Origin of the sequence: Lysobacter ciconiae, from assembly GCF_015209725.1 — a bacterium.
GTDB lineage: Bacteria > Pseudomonadota > Gammaproteobacteria > Xanthomonadales > Xanthomonadaceae > Novilysobacter > Novilysobacter ciconiae.
In genome coordinates this window covers 2805797-2824524 of record NZ_CP063656.1, presented here as the reverse complement: position 1 = coordinate 2824524, position 18728 = coordinate 2805797, and the positions used below count along the sequence as shown (strand labels likewise).

16 protein-coding genes are annotated in these 18728 nt (G+C 66.0%); 9 read left to right on the top strand and 7 right to left on the bottom strand.

The features are described from left to right. Positions 1-4 precede the first annotated feature (4 nt). Complete coding sequence (locus INQ41_RS12730; RefSeq protein ID WP_193985014.1) at positions 5-1120, top strand: CaiB/BaiF CoA transferase family protein; 1116 nt, start codon at positions 5-7, stop codon at positions 1118-1120. Positions 1121-1162: 42 nt separating this feature from the next. Then, positions 1163-1636 carry a YehS family protein gene (locus INQ41_RS12725; protein WP_193985012.1) on the top strand — a complete coding sequence of 158 codons (474 nt, stop codon included), beginning with the start codon at positions 1163-1165 and terminating at the stop codon, positions 1634-1636. A 109-nt stretch (positions 1637-1745) separates the two neighbouring features. On the opposite strand, the gene INQ41_RS12720 is transcribed toward INQ41_RS12725, so the two are convergent. The 4 genes from INQ41_RS12720 to INQ41_RS12705 form a co-directional block, all read right to left on the bottom strand. Further along, complete coding sequence (locus INQ41_RS12720; RefSeq protein ID WP_193985011.1) at positions 1746-2852, bottom strand: nitrilase-related carbon-nitrogen hydrolase; 1107 nt, start codon at positions 2850-2852, stop codon at positions 1746-1748. A gap of 71 nt (positions 2853-2923) precedes the next feature. After that, the gene (locus INQ41_RS12715) at positions 2924-3436 is read right to left on the bottom strand and encodes a DUF3598 family protein (RefSeq protein WP_193985009.1); all 513 of its coding nucleotides are present in this window, start codon (positions 3434-3436) and stop codon (positions 2924-2926) included. Positions 3437-3521: 85 nt separating this feature from the next. Continuing rightward, positions 3522-3902 carry a hypothetical protein gene (locus tag INQ41_RS12710; RefSeq protein ID WP_228076618.1) on the bottom strand — a complete coding sequence of 127 codons (381 nt, stop codon included), beginning with the start codon at positions 3900-3902 and terminating at the stop codon, positions 3522-3524. Beyond that, a complete protein-coding gene (locus INQ41_RS12705) occupies positions 3899-5083 on the bottom strand; it encodes a class I SAM-dependent methyltransferase (protein ID WP_193985007.1) in 1185 nt (394 codons plus the stop codon). The genes INQ41_RS12710 and INQ41_RS12705 overlap by 4 nt, the downstream gene beginning before the upstream one ends. A gap of 193 nt (positions 5084-5276) precedes the next feature. Here INQ41_RS12705 and INQ41_RS12700 point away from each other — a divergent pair, with 193 nt between their 5' ends. The 4 genes from INQ41_RS12700 (at position 5277) to INQ41_RS12685 (ending at position 11371) form a co-directional block, all read left to right on the top strand. Beyond that, positions 5277-6158: a DUF1838 family protein gene (locus INQ41_RS12700; RefSeq protein ID WP_193985005.1), complete on the top strand. Its 882-nt coding sequence runs from the start codon at positions 5277-5279 to the stop codon at positions 6156-6158. A gap of 43 nt (positions 6159-6201) precedes the next feature. Next, positions 6202-7632, top strand: coding sequence for a flavin monoamine oxidase family protein (locus tag INQ41_RS12695; RefSeq protein ID WP_193985003.1), 1431 nt, complete (start codon positions 6202-6204; stop codon positions 7630-7632). A gap of 37 nt (positions 7633-7669) precedes the next feature. Further along, entirely contained in the window at positions 7670-10090 is a 2421-nt protein-coding gene (locus tag INQ41_RS12690; protein WP_193985001.1) for a TonB-dependent receptor, read from the top strand. A 117-nt stretch (positions 10091-10207) separates the two neighbouring features. Beyond that, a complete protein-coding gene (locus INQ41_RS12685; protein ID WP_193984999.1) occupies positions 10208-11371 on the top strand; it encodes an acyl-CoA dehydrogenase family protein in 1164 nt (387 codons plus the stop codon). Between the two features lie 67 nt (positions 11372-11438). Here the strand turns inward: INQ41_RS12685 and INQ41_RS12680 are convergent, their stop codons facing one another. The 3 genes from INQ41_RS12680 to INQ41_RS12670 all read right to left on the bottom strand — a co-directional run bounded on the left by INQ41_RS12680 (position 11439) and on the right by INQ41_RS12670 (position 13845). Beyond that, positions 11439-12179, bottom strand: coding sequence for an ABC transporter permease (locus tag INQ41_RS12680; protein WP_193984997.1), 741 nt, complete (start codon positions 12177-12179; stop codon positions 11439-11441). Continuing rightward, positions 12176-13093: an ABC transporter ATP-binding protein gene (locus INQ41_RS12675; RefSeq protein ID WP_193984995.1), complete on the bottom strand. Its 918-nt coding sequence runs from the start codon at positions 13091-13093 to the stop codon at positions 12176-12178. Before INQ41_RS12675 ends, INQ41_RS12680 begins: the two co-directional genes overlap by 4 nt. Positions 13094-13167: 74 nt before the next feature. Continuing rightward, positions 13168-13845: an SOS response-associated peptidase gene (locus tag INQ41_RS12670; protein ID WP_193984993.1), complete on the bottom strand. Its 678-nt coding sequence runs from the start codon at positions 13843-13845 to the stop codon at positions 13168-13170. 158 nt (positions 13846-14003) lie between these two features. On the opposite strand from INQ41_RS12670, the gene INQ41_RS12665 reads away from it, so the two are divergent. From INQ41_RS12665 to INQ41_RS12655, 3 genes are read left to right on the top strand one after another with little or no spacing between them, the layout of a single operon-like run. Next, positions 14004-15305, top strand: coding sequence for a glycosyltransferase (locus tag INQ41_RS12665; RefSeq protein ID WP_193984991.1), 1302 nt, complete (start codon positions 14004-14006; stop codon positions 15303-15305). Next, on the top strand, positions 15302-16483 hold the full coding sequence (glf, locus tag INQ41_RS12660; protein ID WP_193984989.1) for a UDP-galactopyranose mutase: 1182 nt from the start codon (positions 15302-15304) through the stop codon (positions 16481-16483). The genes INQ41_RS12665 and glf overlap by 4 nt, the downstream gene beginning before the upstream one ends. Before the next feature lie 30 nt (positions 16484-16513). Next, complete coding sequence (locus INQ41_RS12655; RefSeq protein ID WP_193984987.1) at positions 16514-18724, top strand: sugar nucleotide-binding protein; 2211 nt, start codon at positions 16514-16516, stop codon at positions 18722-18724. Positions 18725-18728 lie beyond the last annotated feature (4 nt).

The window sequence follows — 18728 nt, the reverse complement described above, 5'->3', positions numbered from 1 at the left end:
GACGATGAAACTGGAAGGCGTCCGCGTCCTCGACCTGTCGCTGTTCCTGCCGGGCCCGCATCTGACGATGATGATGGCCGACCACGGCGCGGACGTGATCAAGGTCGAGCCGCCGAGCGGCGAGCCGGTGCGCGAGGTCGGCCTCAAGCAGGCCGGCGTGTCGACCTGGTTCCGCAATACCCACCGCGGCAAGCGCTGCATCGTGCTCGATCTGAAGAGCGAGGCCGGCAAGCAGGCGTTCGCGCGACTGGTGGAGCGCGCCGACGTGGTGGTGGAGGCGTTCCGCCCCGGCGTCGCCCAGCGCCTGGGCATCGACTACGAGCGCTGCCGCCAGCTCAATCCGCGCATCGTGTACTGCTCGATCAGCGCCTACGGCCAGACCGGGCCGAAGGTACAACGGCCCGCCCACGACCTGGCGATGCAGGCCGACAGCGGCGTGGTCAGCCTCAACCTCGGGCCCGATGGTTCGCCCGCCTCGCCGCACATGCCGGTGGCCGACATGGCCGGCTCGCTGATGGCGCTGAGTGGCATCCTGATGGCGCTGTACCGCCGCGAGAAGACCGGGCAGGGCGACTGCATCGACCTGTCCATGCAGGACGCGCTGATGGCCTGGCTGCCCAACGTGCTGGGTCCGCCGTTTGCCGAGCAGCGCGATCCGGTGGTCAAGGACGAGCGCAGCTGGGGCGGCAACGCGATGTACCGCCTGTACCGCTGCAAGGACGACCGCTGGCTGGCCCTGGGTGGCGCCGAGCACAAGTTCGCCGACAACCTGCTGGACGCACTGGAGCGCCCGGATCTGGCGCCACTGTGCCGGCTGCCGCCCGGCCCCGGTCAGGACCCGGTCAAGGCCTTTCTGGCCGAGACCTTCGCCACCCGCACCCTGGAAGAGTGGGTCGCCTTCCTTGAGCCATTGGACGTCTGTTGGGCACCGGTGAAGACGCTGACCGAGGCCTTCGACGATCCCCACACCCGCGCCCGCGAAATGGTCTGGACCGCGCCGGACGGCGGCACCCACCTGGGTATTCCGATCCGCTTCGCCAACGAGCCGGGCCGGATCGACCCGCATCTGGACGAGTTGGGCGAATCGACCGCAGAGGTGATGGCGGAGATCGGATTTTAGGGACGCAGGCCGCTGCCGCCCGTTTGGTGCGAAAATGCGCCGATGATCAACAACGACGTATTACGCAGCATCCGCTACATGCTCGACCTCAGTGACGGCATGGTGGTGGACCTGGCGAAGCTGGCCGATCCGGATTTCCCGCTGGACAAGGACGAGGTACCGGCGCTGCTCAAGCGCGAGGACGAGGAAGGCTTCGTCGCCTGCACCGACCGCACCCTCGCCCACGTGCTGGACGGACTGGTGCTGCACTACCGCGGCCGTAACGAGAGCCGTCCGCCGCGCCCGGTCGAGAAGCGGGTCACCAACAACGTCGTGCTGAAGAAGCTGCGGGTCGCCTTCGAGCTGAAGGACGTGGACATGCACGAGATCTTCGCCGGCTCCGGGTTCCCGATCTCCAAGCCCGAGCTGACCGCGTTGTTCCGTCAGCCGGGCCACAAGCATTTCCGCCCGTGCGGTGACCAGCTGCTGCGCAACTTCCTCAAGGGGCTGACGCTGCGGGTCCGCGGCGCGGACTGAACGATCCCGTCCATACAGGTCGAACAAAAACCGCCGGAGCGGGTGCGCCGGCGGTCTTCGTTGTGGATCAGCCGCGACCGCGAGTCCCGCGCCGCGGCCCCGTCGCCACCTACTTCCAGCGACTCACCTTGTCCATGAGCACCTTCATTTCCGCGCCGTTGTCGGGCAGCTGATCCACCGGCAGGTCCAGGTGGTTCAGCGGGAACGCCGACTGGTACTGCTCGAACACCGGGCGCGTCACGTCCATCGGATAGTCGGGGATTTTGCGGCCCTTGCGCAGCGCGCCGATATCGATCTCCGCCTCGATGATCGCCTCATCGTTGCTGGGGTCCTCGGCCAGGACCTCGCCCTTGGGATTCACGATCACCGAGCCGCCGCCCATCTTCGCCCACTCGCTGTCGGCCGGGAAGGTGATGTTGGACATCGCCGAGTAGAAGTTGTTGAAGCTCGCCGTCGCCATGACGTCCAGCTTGGAGAACAGGGTGGAGGTCCGGAACATGATCTCCACCCCGCGCATGGCGAACGCGTTGTAGACCATGGTGTCGCGCTGCACGGTGCTCACGGCGATGTTGCCGTATTCGGTGCGCAGCACGGGGAACAGCGCTTCCTCGCCGTACATCGCCACGTAGCGGTCGTAGACGTTCTCGATGGTGGTGGTCGGGATCTCCATGTCGGGCTGGTAGTTCTTGACGTTGCGCGTCTTCCAGAACTTCTCCGCCACCTTGCCGTCGCGGCCGATCACCGCGTTCAGGCTGAGGATGTGGCCGGGCCAGGCCTCGTCCCGGGCGTAGCTGCCAAAGATGATGTAGGTGTCGCACTCCCTGGCCAGCTTGCCCAGCGCGTCGGTTTCCGTGCCGGGGATCTCAATGGTGAACTTGAGCTTCTCTTCGCGTTTGCCATCTGAATAACCGGTCAGCGGAAACTCGTTGAAGAGGATGAAATCGGGCTTTTTGCCGGTCGAGCACGCACGTTGGGTCAGTGCGGTCATCTGCTCCAGGTTGTGGGCAAGCCCCTCGCTGACAGTGGGGAAGTCCTGCAGGTTGCGCGTCAGGTTCTGCACCACCTTGATCACGACCTTGTCTTTTTCCAGCGGCACCTGCGCGTAGCTGCCGTCCTTCTCCACCAGGGTTGCGGCATGCGCACCCGCGGTGGAAAACAGCAGCGCGAATGCCAGCAGGCTCAGGGGCGCACGCGCCAGGGATGTCGGTTGGGTCATGCGATGGGTCTCCTGCAGGCACCCGCCTTTGTGGGGGTGCCAGGAATGGGGTGGTGTCGCTTGTATGCCGATCAGGCGTCGAGCGGCTCGCCGGCAAAGCTGTCGCCGGTGATCTGCTGCCAGTTGTGGCTGGCGCGCTTCTCGTCGATCAGCGTGCGCTGGATCAGCACGCCCTTGCGGTACCAGTGCCAGACCCGGTTGCGCAGGTTGCCGCAGTCCGAGAGCTGGATCATCTCGTACAGCTCCAGGCCCTCCTCGCCCTTGCGCTGCCAGTACAGCATCAAGGTGCGGTGGAAGTCGTCGGCCGGGATCTCGGTGCACCAGCCGTAGATCAGCTCGTTGTCGAAGATGATCCGGCCGAAGGAGTAGGTGGTCTTGAAGTCGCGCACCTCGGTCTTGCCGTCGGCCCAGCTGTAGTTGTTGGTCTGGTGGTAGGGCACCGCGTCGTCGCCGGTGATGCGGCAGACTAGGCGCGAGGCGTGCTCGTCGGTCTTGTTGCCTTCGGCGTCGTAGTAGCGGTACATCCCGTCCCAGACGCCTTCGTGGCGGGCGAGGGCGGGCATGTGGAGTTTCAGGTCGGTCATTCGTGGTCCTTGTTGCTTGCTTGGGTGTGTTTGACGCGCGTGCGGATGGGTCCGTTCAACGCAGCCCATGGCGCGCAGTTGGGGCTTACTCGTCGCGCATCTGCGCGATCAGGTCGGCCATCGGCGGTTCCTTCGCGCCGCTCTCCAGCGCCTCGGTCTCCTGCTGCACGATGCGCAGCACGCGGGCCACGTATTCCTGCATCCAGGTGGTGCGCTCGGCTTCCGCGGCGGCGTCGGGCTGGAAGGCGTCCAGCTCGGCGCGCGTGGCCACGCCCTTGGACTCGATCAGCCGCTCCAGCGCGTCCAGCCGCTGGCGGGTCACGGCATGCTCCATCGCGATCACCATCGCGATCGAGAGCACGCGCTCGACGTCGGGATCCTTGAAGAAGTACGGGCGCTTGCCCTTGGCGCGCGTGCCCGCCAGGGCGATCGGATCGATGTCGTCGATGTCGGGAAGCTCGCTCATTTCCACGCTCCGAACATGGTCCACAGGGCGGCGCGGCCGTAGTCCTCGCCGTCGTTGCTGGCCTCGGGGAAGATGCTGCGGTCGACCACACCGGCCACCGTGGTCTCGAAATACCTGCTGTCGTCGAACCCGGCCGCGGCCATCATCGCGCGCAGGTCGTACTCGTGCATGACGCTCCAGAAAGGCTCGTTGTTGTTGTAGGCATCCCAGTCGCGCACGAAGGCCTCATACGGGTCCATGCCGTGGTACTGCGGCTGTTCCAGGTTGGCCGACAGGCCGCCATCGGCGAGCAGGCGATGCACTTCCTGCAGGGTTCTGGGCATCGACCTGGCCGAACTCTCGTGCCAAAACATCGCGGTGCTGATGAGGTCGAAGTGGCCGTCGGGGTAGTCCAGCGACTCCGCATCGGCCTGGCGGAAGAGCAGGTTGTCCACGCCCATCGAGCGCGCCCGCGCGTGGCCGTAGCGCAGCATCGGCGCAGACACGTCGACGGCGATCACTTCCGCGTCCGGGAAGGCCTGCGCCAGCGGCACCACGTTGTGACCGACGGTGCAGCCAAGATCGAGGATGCGGCGCGGCTTGAAGTCCGGGTGCTCCTGCTTCAGCCACTGCGCGAGCGCCTGGCCGCCGCCATCGTTGAAGCGGCCCAGCATGCCGCCGGTGGTGGCGAAGATGCCGGCGTCGTAATTGGCACCTGCGGAGATATCGTCCTTGACCAGTTCGGTGTGGTAGCCGCCGGGCATGCAGTGGATGTCCACCGCGCTGACGTGGCGGGGCACCTTCACCGACGGGTCCAGCTGCAGGTTGGGCGAGCCCTCGTTGAGCTCGCGCGCCTTCTCCACCAGCGGCGCCAGCTGCCGCAGCACCAGTCCGCGTCCTGCCTGCTGGCGCATCTCCATGGAGCTACGGCGCAGCGCGCTCCAGGTCTGGTAGATCGGGTCGCCGACCATCGCCTTGCGGACCTCATGGCGGGTTTCCGGCGCACGCCCCTGGGCCGCCTCGAAGGCCGGCTTGACCCGTTTGTCGTAGGCCACGCGCACCTTCGGGCTCAACCGCGTCGCCAGGTAGCCATTGAGGTTGGCCAGGAAGTCGAAGCGCGCGGTGTCGTCGTGGCCGCTGCTCGGAAACACGTCGTGGCGACCTACGTGCTGCCAGCTCGGCGGGAGGGCTTGCTGGGACATGGTGTGCTCCATTCAGTTTCGGTGCGTCGGGATTGCCGCAATCCAAATGACTGGACAATCATGAACTAATGTTATAGCTATAGGTCATCTAAGGGGTTGTGGTCAAGACGCATTCATCTTTGAAGCCCGGTTTTCCGGGCTGTTGGCAGCCACTGTTCCGCCCGCCGGTTCCGAACATCAACGAGGTATCCGCATGTTGCGACTCTTCTCCGTGCTGGCCCTTGCAACAAGTGCCTTTGTGCCCGCAGCGCAGGCGCAGTCGTCGGCAACGGCCGCGCAGCCGGCGACCGGCATCGGCAACATCGAGTCGCTGGTCAAGATGCGCTGTTCGCTGGACCCGAAGGAGGACGTGATCCTGTGGTGGTCGGGCACGGTTTTCGCGCAAGTGCCGGAAAAAGCGCCCTCCGCGCTGCTCGGTTTCGAGGGCTACAACATCTGTCGCGCCGAGAAACAGGCCGACGGCACTTGGCGCCTGCTGACCCGTGAGCTGACGTTCTATCGCGACCTGAAGACCGGCGAGATCCTCGACCAGTGGGACAACCCCATGACCGGCGAGCGCAACCACGTGTTGCAGGTCGCCAACGACCCGGTCAACAACGTGCTCAATCCGCCGGGGCGCCCCTCGACCGTGCCGTGGGTGGAAGGTGGCGACCAGCTGATGCTGACGATGAACATCCCGCTGACCTATCCCAACCCGCTGCCGCCGAAGGACTTCCCCAAGCAGTCGTCCGGCGAGATGTACATGGGCTCGGAGCACTTCATGTTCTTCACCCCGCGCGTGGCAATCGAAGACCCGGCCCTCACCCAGGCGCCCGCGTCCTATGGCTGGACCCGCACCGGGCCGTGGTTGCCGTGGATGGAGATGGGCCAGGCGCCGGGCGGGCTGCTGTACATCGCCCAGGGCAACAAGAAAGCCTCCATCGCCGAGCTTCCTGCCGACATCCAGGAGCGCGTGCGCAGCACGTACCCCCAATACACGACCGCGCCGAGGGAGTGGATCCAGCCGAACATGACCAGCTGGACGGTCTACAAGCAGTGGCACGAGCGCCAGCAGAGCGGCGACCGCAACAAGTGATCGACGCCTCCCTCCCCCGGCACTGCCCGGCAAGGTAATGAGCATGGATAGAAGACACTTCCTCAAAGGCACCGCGGGCGCCGCGATGCTCGGCATACTCGGCTGCCATTCGACGCCCAAGCCGCCCATGAGTGGTGAACCACGCAGCGATGCCATCGTCATCGGCGCCGGCCTTGCCGGGCTCGCTGCGGCGCAGGCGCTGCAGGACGCCGGTGCGCGCGTGACCGTGCTGGAAGCCAACGACCGCATCGGCGGACGCCTGCACACCGTCGAGCGCAAGGGCCTGCGTTTCGAGGTCGGCGGCGTGCAGGTGGGCGCCGGCTACGAGCGCGTGCACGCCCACGCCAGCCGGGTCGGCATCGAAATCGCGCCGCCGGACATCGACCTGATGGGTCCCGGTGGCCGTCCGTTGCCGACCAGCCTGATGCTGGCCGGGCAGAGCGTCTCCAGCGACGACTGGGCGACCAGCCCGCTCAACACGCTCAAAGTGCGCGAGCATCCGATACCGCCGCCCGGCCTGCTGCGGGCGGCCATGAGCGAAGTGGCGCTGGAGCGGATCGAAGGCTGGGACGACCCGGCCAACCTCGCCCTCGACATTCCGCTGCGCGACTATCTGGCATCAAAAGGCTGGTCCGCGCAGGCGCTGGACTGGATGGACGTCGCCGACAGCTACACCTCGCTGCGGACCATCAGCGCACTGGACGCCCTGCGCCGCCAGGCCGAGCTGCAGGGCGCTCCGCGCGCTCCGCCGGCCTGGGTCACCCAGGGCAGCCAGGCCTTGCCCGAAGCCATGGCCGCGGCCCTGGACGCGCCGCCGCTGCTGGGCATGGAAGTGCTCGGCGTGGAGCAGAACCGCCGCGGCATCGAAGTGACCTGCGCGGACGGGCGCCGCTTCCGCGCCGACCACGTCGTGATGACGGTGCCCAGTGGTCCGCTGAGCCGGATCCGGCTGGATCCGCTGCCGCCGCCGGAGCAGGCCGCCGTGTGGGCCGCGCGCCGCAGCAACTCGGTGACCACCATCCACCTCCACCCCACGCGCCCGTTCTGGGAGAGCGACGGCCTGCCGGTCAACATGTGGAATGACGGCCCCCTGCAGCGCGTCATGGCGGTACCCGATTCTGCCGGCACCATCCAGCGCCTGATCGTCTGGCTCAACGGCGACGGCGCCGACCAGGCCGATCGCCTGGCACCCGACGCGCGCATGCAGTGGGCGATGGACCAGCTGGCCGCATTGCGCCCGGCCAGCGTGGGTGCATTGGAACCCCTGGCCACGCGCGGCTGGGGCAACGACCGTTTCGCCAACGGTGCCTTTTCTGAAATCGCTCCCGGCCGGGTGGCCGACACCGTGCAATGGAGCGGCAAGCGTCTGGGACGGATCCACTTTGCCGGTGAACACAACGCGTTGGACAAGCCCGGGATGGAAGCCGCGGTCGTGTCCGGCGAACGAGCCGTGGCCGCCGTCCTGGCGGCCTGACCCAACAACCAAAACCAGATCCATCGGAGTTCCGACAATGACTACGCCCCGACCGAAACTGCTGAGTGCCTGCATTGCGGCCACCCTGTTCGTAGCCGCGCCACAGGCGTTCGCCCAGCAGGCGCAGCCGCAGCCCGCCGCCAGCGCCACCCAGCTCGATACCGTCACCGTGACCGCCCGCGGCGTCACCGAGACCCTGCAGACGATGCCGCTGCCGATCAGCGCCATCTCCGACAAGGAGATCGAGAAGAAGGGCCTGAACGACGTGCGTGACATCGCCGCGTTGACCCCCAGCTTCTCCTTCCGCTCCGCCTACGGGCGCGGCTTCGACCGCCCGGTCATCCGCGGCATGTCCAACATCCAGGGCGAGCCGAACGCGTCGTTCTTCATCGACGGCGTGTTCGTGGAAGGCGACATCTCCAGCTACGGCCTGGAGAACATCCAGCGCGTGGAGGTCATCCGTGGCCCGCAGTCGGCCGCGTTCGGCCGCCGCACGTTCTCCGGCGCGGTCAACTTCATCACCCACCGTCCCGGCTCGCTCGACGGCGGCAAACTGACCATCGGCGGCGGCGATTACGGGCAGAAGAAGTACGGCCTGTTCTATTCGGGCGGCAATGAAGACGGCAGCTTCGGCTACGACGTCAGCATCAACCAGCGCGGCAACGACGGCGTGTTCTTCAACCAGGCATCGGGCAAAAAGGACCTGGGCGGCACCGAGACCAACAGCGTCATGGGCGCCGTGGCCTGGGCACCGAGCGAGAACCTGGAGATCACCGCGCGCGCCAGCCGGCAGAAGAGCCGTGACGACCACTTCGCGATCGCCCTGGTCGGCACCGAGAACATGAACTGCTTCCTGCCCCAGGAGACCGGAAGCCTGTACTTCGGGCTCTATCCGATCCTCGCCAACCGCCACCGCGGCTACTACTGCGGCGACCTCAAGGCGCCGTCCGAGTACGGGATCAACACCGAGGAGTTCCGCGTGGCCGGCTACTTCCCCGGCCGCAAGACCGACCTCTCGCGCGCCAGCGTGGTGGTCGACTATCACTTCGGCGATGGCTGGAAGTTCACCTCCACCTCGGCCTACAACGAGACCTCCACCTACGCCGGTACCGACCAGGACTACAGCCCCAACCGCGGTTACGGTGGCGCCTTCGAGACCATCGGCCTGACCAACACCAGTGACTGGTCGCAGGACCTGCGCGTCAGCAGCGACCAGTCGCGCGCGGTGTCGGGCATGGGTGGCGTGTATTACTACAGCCAGAGCGGCCATCCGGGCCTGACCGGCGACCTGGCCGGTTTCGTTTTGCCAGGCAACATGAGCGTCAATCCGCTGCGCACCAACCCCGACAACCAGACCGTCAACAAGGCGATCTACGGCCTGCTCAACTGGCACATCAACGACCAGTGGACGACCTCGCTGGAGGCGCGCTACGCCAAGGATGAGATCAGCAAGGGTGGCGTGGACACGCGCGCGCTCGGCGGGGTGATCTACACCCAGCCCTACGCACTCAGCGAGACCTTCACCAGCTTCACCCCTCGGGCGACGCTCAGCTACCAGGCGGCCGACAACATCAACGTCTACGGACTGGTCTCCAAGGGCACCAAGCCGGGCGGTTTCAACGTCGACATCTATCGCGCCGACCTGAGCGATGAAGGGCGCGATGAACTGATCTCGCGTGGCCTGGAGACCTTCCAGGAAGAAAAGGCCTGGAACTACGAGCTGGGCATCAAGAGCGACTGGCTGGACCGCAGCCTGCGGGTCAACGCCAACGTCTACCAGATCAACTGGGACAACCAGCAGCTGACCGCGACCGGTTCGGTGACGCGCAAGAACGGCAGCCTGTTCTCGACCAGCTACACCACCAACGTGGGCGAGTCGCGCATCCGCGGCGCCGAGCTGGAGACCCAGTGGCTGTTCGCCGAGGGCTGGCTTGCCTCGCTCAACTACTCCTACACCGATGCCAAGATCATCAGCTTCATCAGCCAGTACCAGGCCGACCTGTTCTGCCCCAGCGTCGCCCCGAGCCTGAACGACGGTGCGTGTGCGAATGCGAAGGGCAACATGCTGCCGCGCGTGCCCAAGACCAAGCTCTCCTTTGGCCTGATGTACGACGGCCAGCTGGCCAATGGCTGGGGCTGGTCGGCCAACACGGACACCACCTACGAGGGCCGCCGCTACGTGCAGGTCGACAACCTGGCCAGCATCGCACCGTCCACGCGCACCAACTTCCGCTTCAGCGTGCGCCCCAGCGACGCGCTGCAGGTCAGTGCCTACGTGACCAACGCCTTCAACGACCGCACTCCGGAAGACGTGCAGCGCACCATCGATCCGCAGAAGTACGTGGCCATGCCCAACGTGCCGCCACTGACGGGTCTGCAGGTCACCAACCTGGTCGACTTCGCGGTCTCGCCGTCGCTGCCGCGCATGTTCGGCGTCGAGGTCAACTACCGCTTCTAATGCGACACGCCGACGGACCCGCGCGGCATCGGCTGCGCGGGTCCGCAGAGGTCTGCCCCGTTTCCTCCCCCATTCCGGCTGCCCCAAGGGGCGGCCTTTTCCACAAGAAGACCGACCATGTCCCTCAATCCCTACGACCTGTACGACACCCGCTCCCTGCTGACCGAGGAGGAGCGCGCCGTGCAGGACACGGTGGCGCGGTTCACCGACGAGCGCGTGCTGCCGATCATCGGCGATGCGTTCGATGAAGGCCGCTTTCCGCGCGAGCTGATTCCTGAGATCGCCGAGCTGGGCCTGCTGGGTTCATCGCTGCCGGAGGAGTACGGCGGTGGCGGCCTGAACTCGGTGTCCTACGGCCTGATCTGCCAGGAGCTGGAGCGCGGCGACAGCGGCATCCGCAGCTTCGTCTCGGTGCAGTCCTCGCTGTGCATGTACCCGATCTTCGCCTATGGCACGCAGGAGCAGAAGCAGCGCTGGCTGCCCTCGATGGCGCGCGGCGAGACCATCGGCTGCTTCGGCCTGACCGAACCGCACGGCGGCTCCGACCCGGCCAACATGAAGACCAGCGCCAAAAAGGACGGCGGCGACTGGGTCCTCAACGGCAGCAAGATGTGGATCACCAACGGCAACCTGGCCGATATCGCGATCGTCTGGGCGCAGACCGATGAGGGTATCCAGGGCTTCGTGGTCGAGAAGGGCATACAGGGCTTCGCCGCCCAGGAGATCAAGCACAAGATGAGCCTGCGCGCCTCGGTCACCAGTGGGTTGTTCTTTGACAACGTGCGCGTGCCCGAAGCCAACCGCCTGCCCAACGTGAAAGGCCTGAAGGGTCCGCTGGGCTGCCTGACCCAAGCCCGCTACGGCATCACCTGGGGCCCGATCGGCGCGGCGATTGCCTGCCTGGACGAAGTGCTCGGCTACACCAAGGAGCGCATCCTGTTCGGCCGCCCGGTGGCGGCGACCCAGTCGGCCCAATTGAAGATGGCCGACATGGCGCGCCGCATCACCATGGCGCAGTTGCTGGTCGTCCAGCTGGGTCGACTCAAAGATGCCGGCACGATGGCGCCGACCCAGGTCAGCCTGGCCAAGTGGAACAACTGCCGCATGGCGATCGACATCGCCCGCCAGTGCCGCGACCTGCTGGGTGGCGCCGGCATCACCACCGAGCACTGCGCGATCCGCCACGCGATGAATCTGGAGTCGGTGATCACCTACGAGGGCACCGAGACCATCCACCAGCTGGTGGTGGGACGGGAGCTGACGGGGATCAACGCGTTCTGACCGCGCGCCCTCGAAGCGCACCAGCGAAAACAGAACCGCCCTCACCGGGCGGTTTTTTGTCCACCCGTCAGGTGACCTCACGTCGCGACAGCCACCACGCGCTCAAGCCAAACAGTCCCGCCGCAACCACCGGTGCAAGTATCAGCACCCACTCCCGCGCGGCCTCCGAGGCGGCATTGGTCGCGATCAGCGGGTACGTCCACGGCCACCACACCCAGGCCTCCGAGTGACCGCCAATCTGCATCGCGGCGAACGTCGCCACCACCCCCATCGCAATCGGCGGCACGATGGAGGCAACCCGCCAGCTCAGCGCGTGGTGGATGACCAGCAACGGCAGCACCGCCAGCGGAGCCGCCCACACGACCCTGTCGGGAACGCCATCCAACGCGCCAGCGAGAGGGAAGCCCGACATTCCCAGCGCCGCAATCCCCAGCACCGTCGCACCCAACAGCACCGTGTGCGCCACCACCACCAGCACCACCGCGACCAGCGCCTTGGCCGCAAACAGCTCGGTGCGGCCAACCGGCAGGCTCAGCATCAGGCGCCAGGTCTGGTTGCGGTGCTCGTTTCCGTTGATCAGGCTGGTGGAAAGAGCAACGAACAACGGCAGCATGAACCAGGCCCACATCGCCGAAATGCTCATCCAGAGCATCCTCCAGCGATCCGGCGTCATCTCGGCCGGGGAGACGTCGCGCAGCCCGACCAGCAGCATCAGACCGACGATGGCCAGCGGGCAGGCCACGGTCACCAGCAGTACCAGCGAGCGCCGGATTTTCAGCAGCTCGACCCGCAGCAGGCGCAGGATCATGTCGCGCTCCCGTGGTGGCCGGAGGTCTGGAGAAACCACTGCTCCAGGCTCGGTTTGCGCAGCGTCGATTGGTACAGGGTCAAGCCCGACGCCATCAGGCGTGCATGCAGCACTCCGGCCTGCTGACGGTCCACATCGGCGACGAGCAGATGGCCGGACTCGTCCGTGGTGGTCGCGTAGCCCATCGACTGCAACGCCAACGCGCCCTTGCCGGCGTCACACAGGTCCAGGGCGAGCACGCCAGCCAGACTTTTCTGCCAGTCCGGCACCGAGGTCTGGATACGGACGGCGCCGTCGTGGAGCACGGCAAGGTGGCTGGCGGTTTTCTCCACCTCATCAAGGTTGTGGCTGGAGAAAAAGATCGTGCAGTTGGCCATCGCCGGCAACCCGGACAGCAGCCGGCGCATCTGCTGGGTGCCATGGGGGTCCAGTCCGTTGGTCGGCTCGTCGAGTACCAGCAGTCGCGGGCTGCCGAGCAGTGCATGGGCCAGGGCCAGGCGCTGCTTCATGCCCAGCGAATAGTGCTGGATGCGCTGGCGGCCATCGCCGCGCAGGTCGACCAGCTCCAGCACCCGGTGGATTTCGGTCCGCGCCAGCTTCTTCAGGCTGACCCCAATGGACAGGAACTCCGCGCCGGTCAGGTTCGGGTAGCTGCTGGGCGCTTCGATCAGACAGCCGGTCTGCGCGAGTATCCGCCGGCGTTCCCGGGTGATGTCGTGACCGAGGACGCGGATGCTTCCGCATTGCGCGCGCGTCAGCCCGGTGATCAAGCGGATGGTCGTTGACTTGCCGTGGCCGTTGTTGCCGAGGAACGCGAACACGCTGCCAAGCGGAACCCGCAACGTCAGGTCGCGCAGTATCTGCCGCTGGCCGTAGTACTTGTCGACCGCGTCCAATGCGATTGCGTCAGTCATTGCACTTCCATTGCAGAGCCAGGTCGGCGTGGGCTTGCAGCCACGCGACAAATTGCGGCCGGGCAATCCCTCTGTCAATCGGTGCCGTCGAACAACTGCGGCGCCAGCGGTTCCACCAGCCGTGGCCCGGTACTGCGGACGTTGCCGACGGCCTTGTCGACGCGGTGCCATTCCAGCTCCGGTCCCTTCGCTGCCAGCGCGATTTCGGTGCCCTGCTGCGGAGTGCCCGTCATCCAGCCATGCAGAAGATCGGTCGGTAGCGCCAAAGGCATGCGGTCATGCAGATGCGCGATGGCGGGATCCGCATCGCGGGTCACGATGCTGTAGGTAAGCAGCTCGCCGCGCTGCTCCCACAGCCCGGCAAAAAACAGCACCGGCGAGCTTCGGGCGTGGATGAAGTAGGGCTGTTTGGCGCCATCTTCCATCCGCCATTCGTAGTAACCCGAGCTCGGTACCAGGCCGCGGCGCTGCTGCCACGCCTCCCGGAACACCGGCTTGGTGGCGGCGGTTTCGCAGCGTGCGTTGATCGTGCTGTAGGCCAGGCGGGTGTCCTTCGCCCACGACGGCAGCAGGCCCCAACGCATTTCCGTGGCGACGGCCCCATCACCGTCGGCAACCAGCACCCATCCCGCCTGGGTAGGCGCCCGGTTGTAGTTGGGCTCGGGATCCTGCGCCGGCGTGCTCACCGCGAGTCCGCCGGAGAACGCGTGGATCTCGCGCCACGTAAAGAATTGGCTGTCACGTCCGCACATGGGACGAGCCTACGCACGCCTGCGGGAGGGAGGGTGAACCGCGCCGTACCCGCGCTTGTGAAGCCGCGTGGCTCCGGCGCGGGCCGATGCCCAGGATTTCACCATTTCATGCACTGGGGTTTCGGAAACTCCCGTCAGGACCCCTCATGGAGCGAATGATGGAAGAGACCGTCCCGCACCCGTTTCCTGCGCACGCGCGGGATCAGTTGAATGCCCACTCCAGCATTGAACCGTCCGGACCATATCGCGCCTCGTCGGTCGAAGGGTCGGGTCCCGGGTGGATTGAGAGGTTCCCCATCATCGTCCACAGCCATTTGCGCTGGGATTTCGTCTGGCAGCGACCCCAGCAGATCCTGTCAAGAATGGCGCAACACCACCGCATCGCTTTTATCGAAGAGCCTGTGGAAGTTTCCGGCGACGCGCCGGCGAGCCTGGAAATCTCCGAGCCCATGGACAACATCGTCCGCATCGTGCCTCTGCTTCCCGGGCCGCCGGACGGTGTGGACGAGCAGTCACGCGTGATCCTCCAGCTCGTGCGTGCCGCATTGGCGGACCACCCGCTGCTGCAGGGACGCTTCGAGCGACCGGTTCAATGGTTCTATTCCCCGATGACCGCGCCGGTGATGCTGGGCGAGTTTGGCAGTGCAGGCGTGGTGTACGACTGCATGGACGAACTGGCGAATTTCCGCTTTGCGCCGACCGACATCAGGCAGCGCGAGGCGTTGCTGTTGGACAGGGCAGACATCGTCTACACCGGCGGATACCAGCTCTACGAGGCCAAATCCGCCCAGCATCCCAATGTCCATTTCCATGGATGCGGCGTGGATGCCGCCCACTTCGGCCGGGCAAGGCTGGCGCAGACGCAGGTTCCGGCGTCCATCGCCAACCTCGCACGACCGGTGTTCGGGTACTTCGGCGTCATCGACGAGCGTCTCGATTACCCGCTCATTGCCGCGCTTGCCGCTCAATTCCCCGAGGCGTCGATAGTCATGGCCGGCCCGCTTGCCAAGGTCGAGCAGCATCAGTTGCCGGCGGCGCCCAATATCCACTGGCTTGGCCAGCAGGCCTACGAGAACCTGCCTGCGCTGGCCAAGGGATTTGATGTCTGCCTGATGCCGTTCGCGTTGAATGATGCGACGCGCTTCATCAATCCCACCAAGACCCTGGAATACATGGCCACCGCGACGCCGATCGTGTCGACCGCGGTGGCGGACGTGGTGCGCAACTTCACCCCGGTGGTGGCCATAGCGCACGATCACGAGGAGTTTCTGGATCTGGCGGCGCGGGCCTTGCGCAGCCCCGATGCCGAACTGATCGAGGAAGGCGTGCAGCGGGCCGCTGCCGCCTCGTGGAGCCAAACGGTTGCCGACATGCGCGGCGAACTCCAGTCGGCCCTGCGGTCGGCAGAAGACAGGAGCATGGCGCGCTGCCCGGTGGTGGAAGCGGAGGCCACCGAATGAAAACCGACGTGCTGGTTGTCGGTGCCGGGTTTTCCGGCGCCGTGGTCGCCCGGGAGCTGGCCAGCCAGGGCGCGGACGTGCTGGTCATCGACAAGCGGGACCATGTCGGCGGAAACGCACACGACCGCCTGGACGGCAACGGTATACGCATCCATCCATATGGGCCTCACATATTCCATACCAACAGCCGGCGCATCTTCGATTACCTGTCCCGGTTCACCGACTGGCGCGCGTACGAGCACCGCGTGCTGGCGCAGGTGGACGGGCAGCTTGTCCCGATCCCGATCAACATCGATACCGTCAACCGACTGTATGGACTCGAGCTGGACGAGAGCACGATCCAGGAATTCTTCGACCGTGTGCGCGAGCCCAGGGACCCGATCCGGACCAGCGAAGACGTGGTCGTCAACGCGGTGGGGCAGGACCTCTATCTCAAGTTCTTCCGCGGCTACACAAGAAAACAATGGGGCCTGGATCCGTCACAGCTGGCCTCATCGGTCGCCGCGCGGATACCCACCCGCACCAACCGCGACGACCGCTATTTCACCGACACCTATCAGGCGATGCCGAAAGACGGATACAGCGCAATGTTCTCGCGCATCCTTGATCATTCCGGGATCCGGGTCGAACTCAACGCCGACTTCTTCCAGCTGCGCGGCGATGTAGACGCCCGGCACGTGGTTTACACCGGTCCGCTGGACGCGTATTACCGTCATTGCTACGGGCGACTTCCATACCGCTCGCTGCGCTTTGAACACGAGCACCTGCCAACGGTGGAGCGGTACCAGCGCGTCGGCACCGTCAACTATCCCAACGATCACCGGTTCACCCGGATCACCGAGTTCAAGCACCTTACCGGGCAATCCCACAGCGGCACTTCGATCGTTCGTGAATACCCGCAGGCCGAGGGCGATCCCTACTACCCCATCCCACGCCGGGAAAACGAGATCCTCTTCCAGCGCTATGACAGCCTTGCGCGCGAAGAGAAGATGGTGACGTTCGTGGGTCGGCTGGCCCAGTACCGTTACTACAACATGGACCAGTGCGTGGGTGCGGCACTCAAGGCATCCGAATACGTACTGCAAAAGCTCGGCCATCCCTCGGCGGCGCACGGGCAGTCCGCAAAAACCACCCCGCCGGGCCCCGTCAATCCCATCCCGCAGCCGCTGATCGAGTAGCAGACACACTCCACCCAGGGAGGACAGCCGGTGTCTGAGCGACTTGAAGCATGGGGCGGGATCGAGTGCACCGTGAACCGGGTTGGCTCGGATTACTTCAGTCAACTCGACGGGCGCGAGTACGCGAGCACGCCCGACGACCTGGACCGTCTTGCCTCCACCGGCATACGTGCCCTGCGTTTCCCTGTGCTGTGGGAGCGGGTGGCGCCGCTTGCCCCTGACCAACGAAAGTGGGACTGGTCCGACAGCCGCCTGGCACGCGTCCGCGCCCTGGGAATGCGTCCGATCGTCGGACTTCTCCACCACGGCAGCGGGCCGCGGTACACCAGCCTCGTCGACCCCGCGTTTGCCACCCAGCTTGCCCGTTACGCCTGCGCGGTGGCGCAACGCTACCCCTGGGTGGAGGACTACACCCCGGTCAACGAACCGCTGACCACCGCCCGCTTCAGCGGCCTGTATGGACTCTGGTATCCGCACGGGCGCGACGAGGTCACCTTCGGGAAGGCGATGTTCAACCAGTGCCAGGGCATCGTCCTGGCGATGCGGGCGATCCGCGAGATCAACCCACGCGCCAGGCTCGTTCAGACCGAAGATCTGGGAACCACCTTCGCCACCGACCGGCTGCAGTATCAGGCGGATTTCAACAACCACCTGCGCTGGCTGAGCTGGGACCTGCTGTGCGGCAGGGTCGGGCCACAGCATCCACTGCACGGTTGGTTGGTCGACGTCTGTCACGTCCCCGCGGACGCGATCGGCTGGTTTCGCCACAACCCTTGCCCGCCCGACCTGATCGGCATCAACCACTACGCAACCAGCGACCGTTTCCTGGACGAAGAGCTCGCCCGGTATCCGGTCGCCCACCACGGCGGAAACGGCATTGATCGCTACGCGGACGTGGAGGCGGCGCGCGCCATGGGGGAACCGATCGGCCAGATCGCGCCGCTGATCGACGAGACATGGAAGCGTTACCGGATTCCCGTGGCGATTACCGAAGCCCACATCGACGCCGCCCGCGAGGATCAGATGCGCTGGCTGCTCGGGGTATGGCGCGGCGCCGAGCAGGCGCGGGCGGCGGGTGCGGATGTGCGCGCGGTTACCGCCTGGGGAATGCTGGGCTCCTACGACTGGAACTGCCTGCTGACGCAAAAGCATGGCTATTACGAGGTCGGCACGTTCGATGTCAGCGCAGGCGCGCCGCGCCCGACGGCAGTGGCCACACTGATCAGGCAACTGGCGGATGGCACACCGATCGATCACCCGGTGCTGTCAGGCTCGGGCTGGTGGAAGCGGCCAGGGCGTTTTTTGCGCGATCCACACCCGTCAGGGGCGGCGATCCGCGCAGAAGCCTCCGCTACTTCCGTCGTACGCAGCGCGCCGATCCTGATCGTCGGCGCCAACGGCACGCTGGGGCGCGCTTTCGCGCGTCTCTGCCAGGAGCGTGACCTGGACCATCGGCTCCTGCCTCGCGCCGGCATGGATATCGCCGACAGCGATTCGGTCAGCCGCGCGCTGGACCTGCACCGGCCGTGGACGGTCGTGAACGCCGCAGGGTATGTGCGTGTCGATGACGCGGAGGCGGATGCCGAGCGCTGCTTCCGCGAGAACACGCTGGGTCCCAGTGTGCTGGCGAAACTGTGCGCACGGCACGCCATCCCGATGGTGACGTTCTCAAGTGACCTGGTGTTTGACGGGACCCAGGACGTCCCTTATCTGGAGTCCGATCCGGTATCGCCGATCAGCGTGTACGGCCGCAGCAAGGCGCGATCGGAAGCGGCGGTGCTGGAAACACACCCCGGCGCGCTGGTGATACGGACCAGCGCATTTTTCGGTCCCTGGGACCAGTACAACTTCGTGAGTCTGGCGTTGCGTGCGCTTCGTGCGGGAAGCCGCTTCACCGCGGCGGAAGACATGGTGATCTCGCCCACCTACGTTCCCGACCTGGTGGACGCCTGTCTGGATCTGCTGATCGACGGCGAGACCGGGATATGGCACCTGACCAATGGAGAAGCGGTGACCTGGGCCGAACTGGCCCGGCGCGCGGCCGATGTCGCGGGCGTGGACGTCGCCGGATTGAAGGCCTGTGACAGGCAGAGACTCGCGCTCCCAGCCGCCCGGCCCCGATACAGCGTGCTGGGCAGCGAGCGCATGTTCGCGATGCCAAGTCTGGACAGTGCGCTCCTGCGATTTTCCGCGGCATCGACGGGCACGTCCGGGCAGGGACGGCAGAGAGACCGCTGCTGACAGC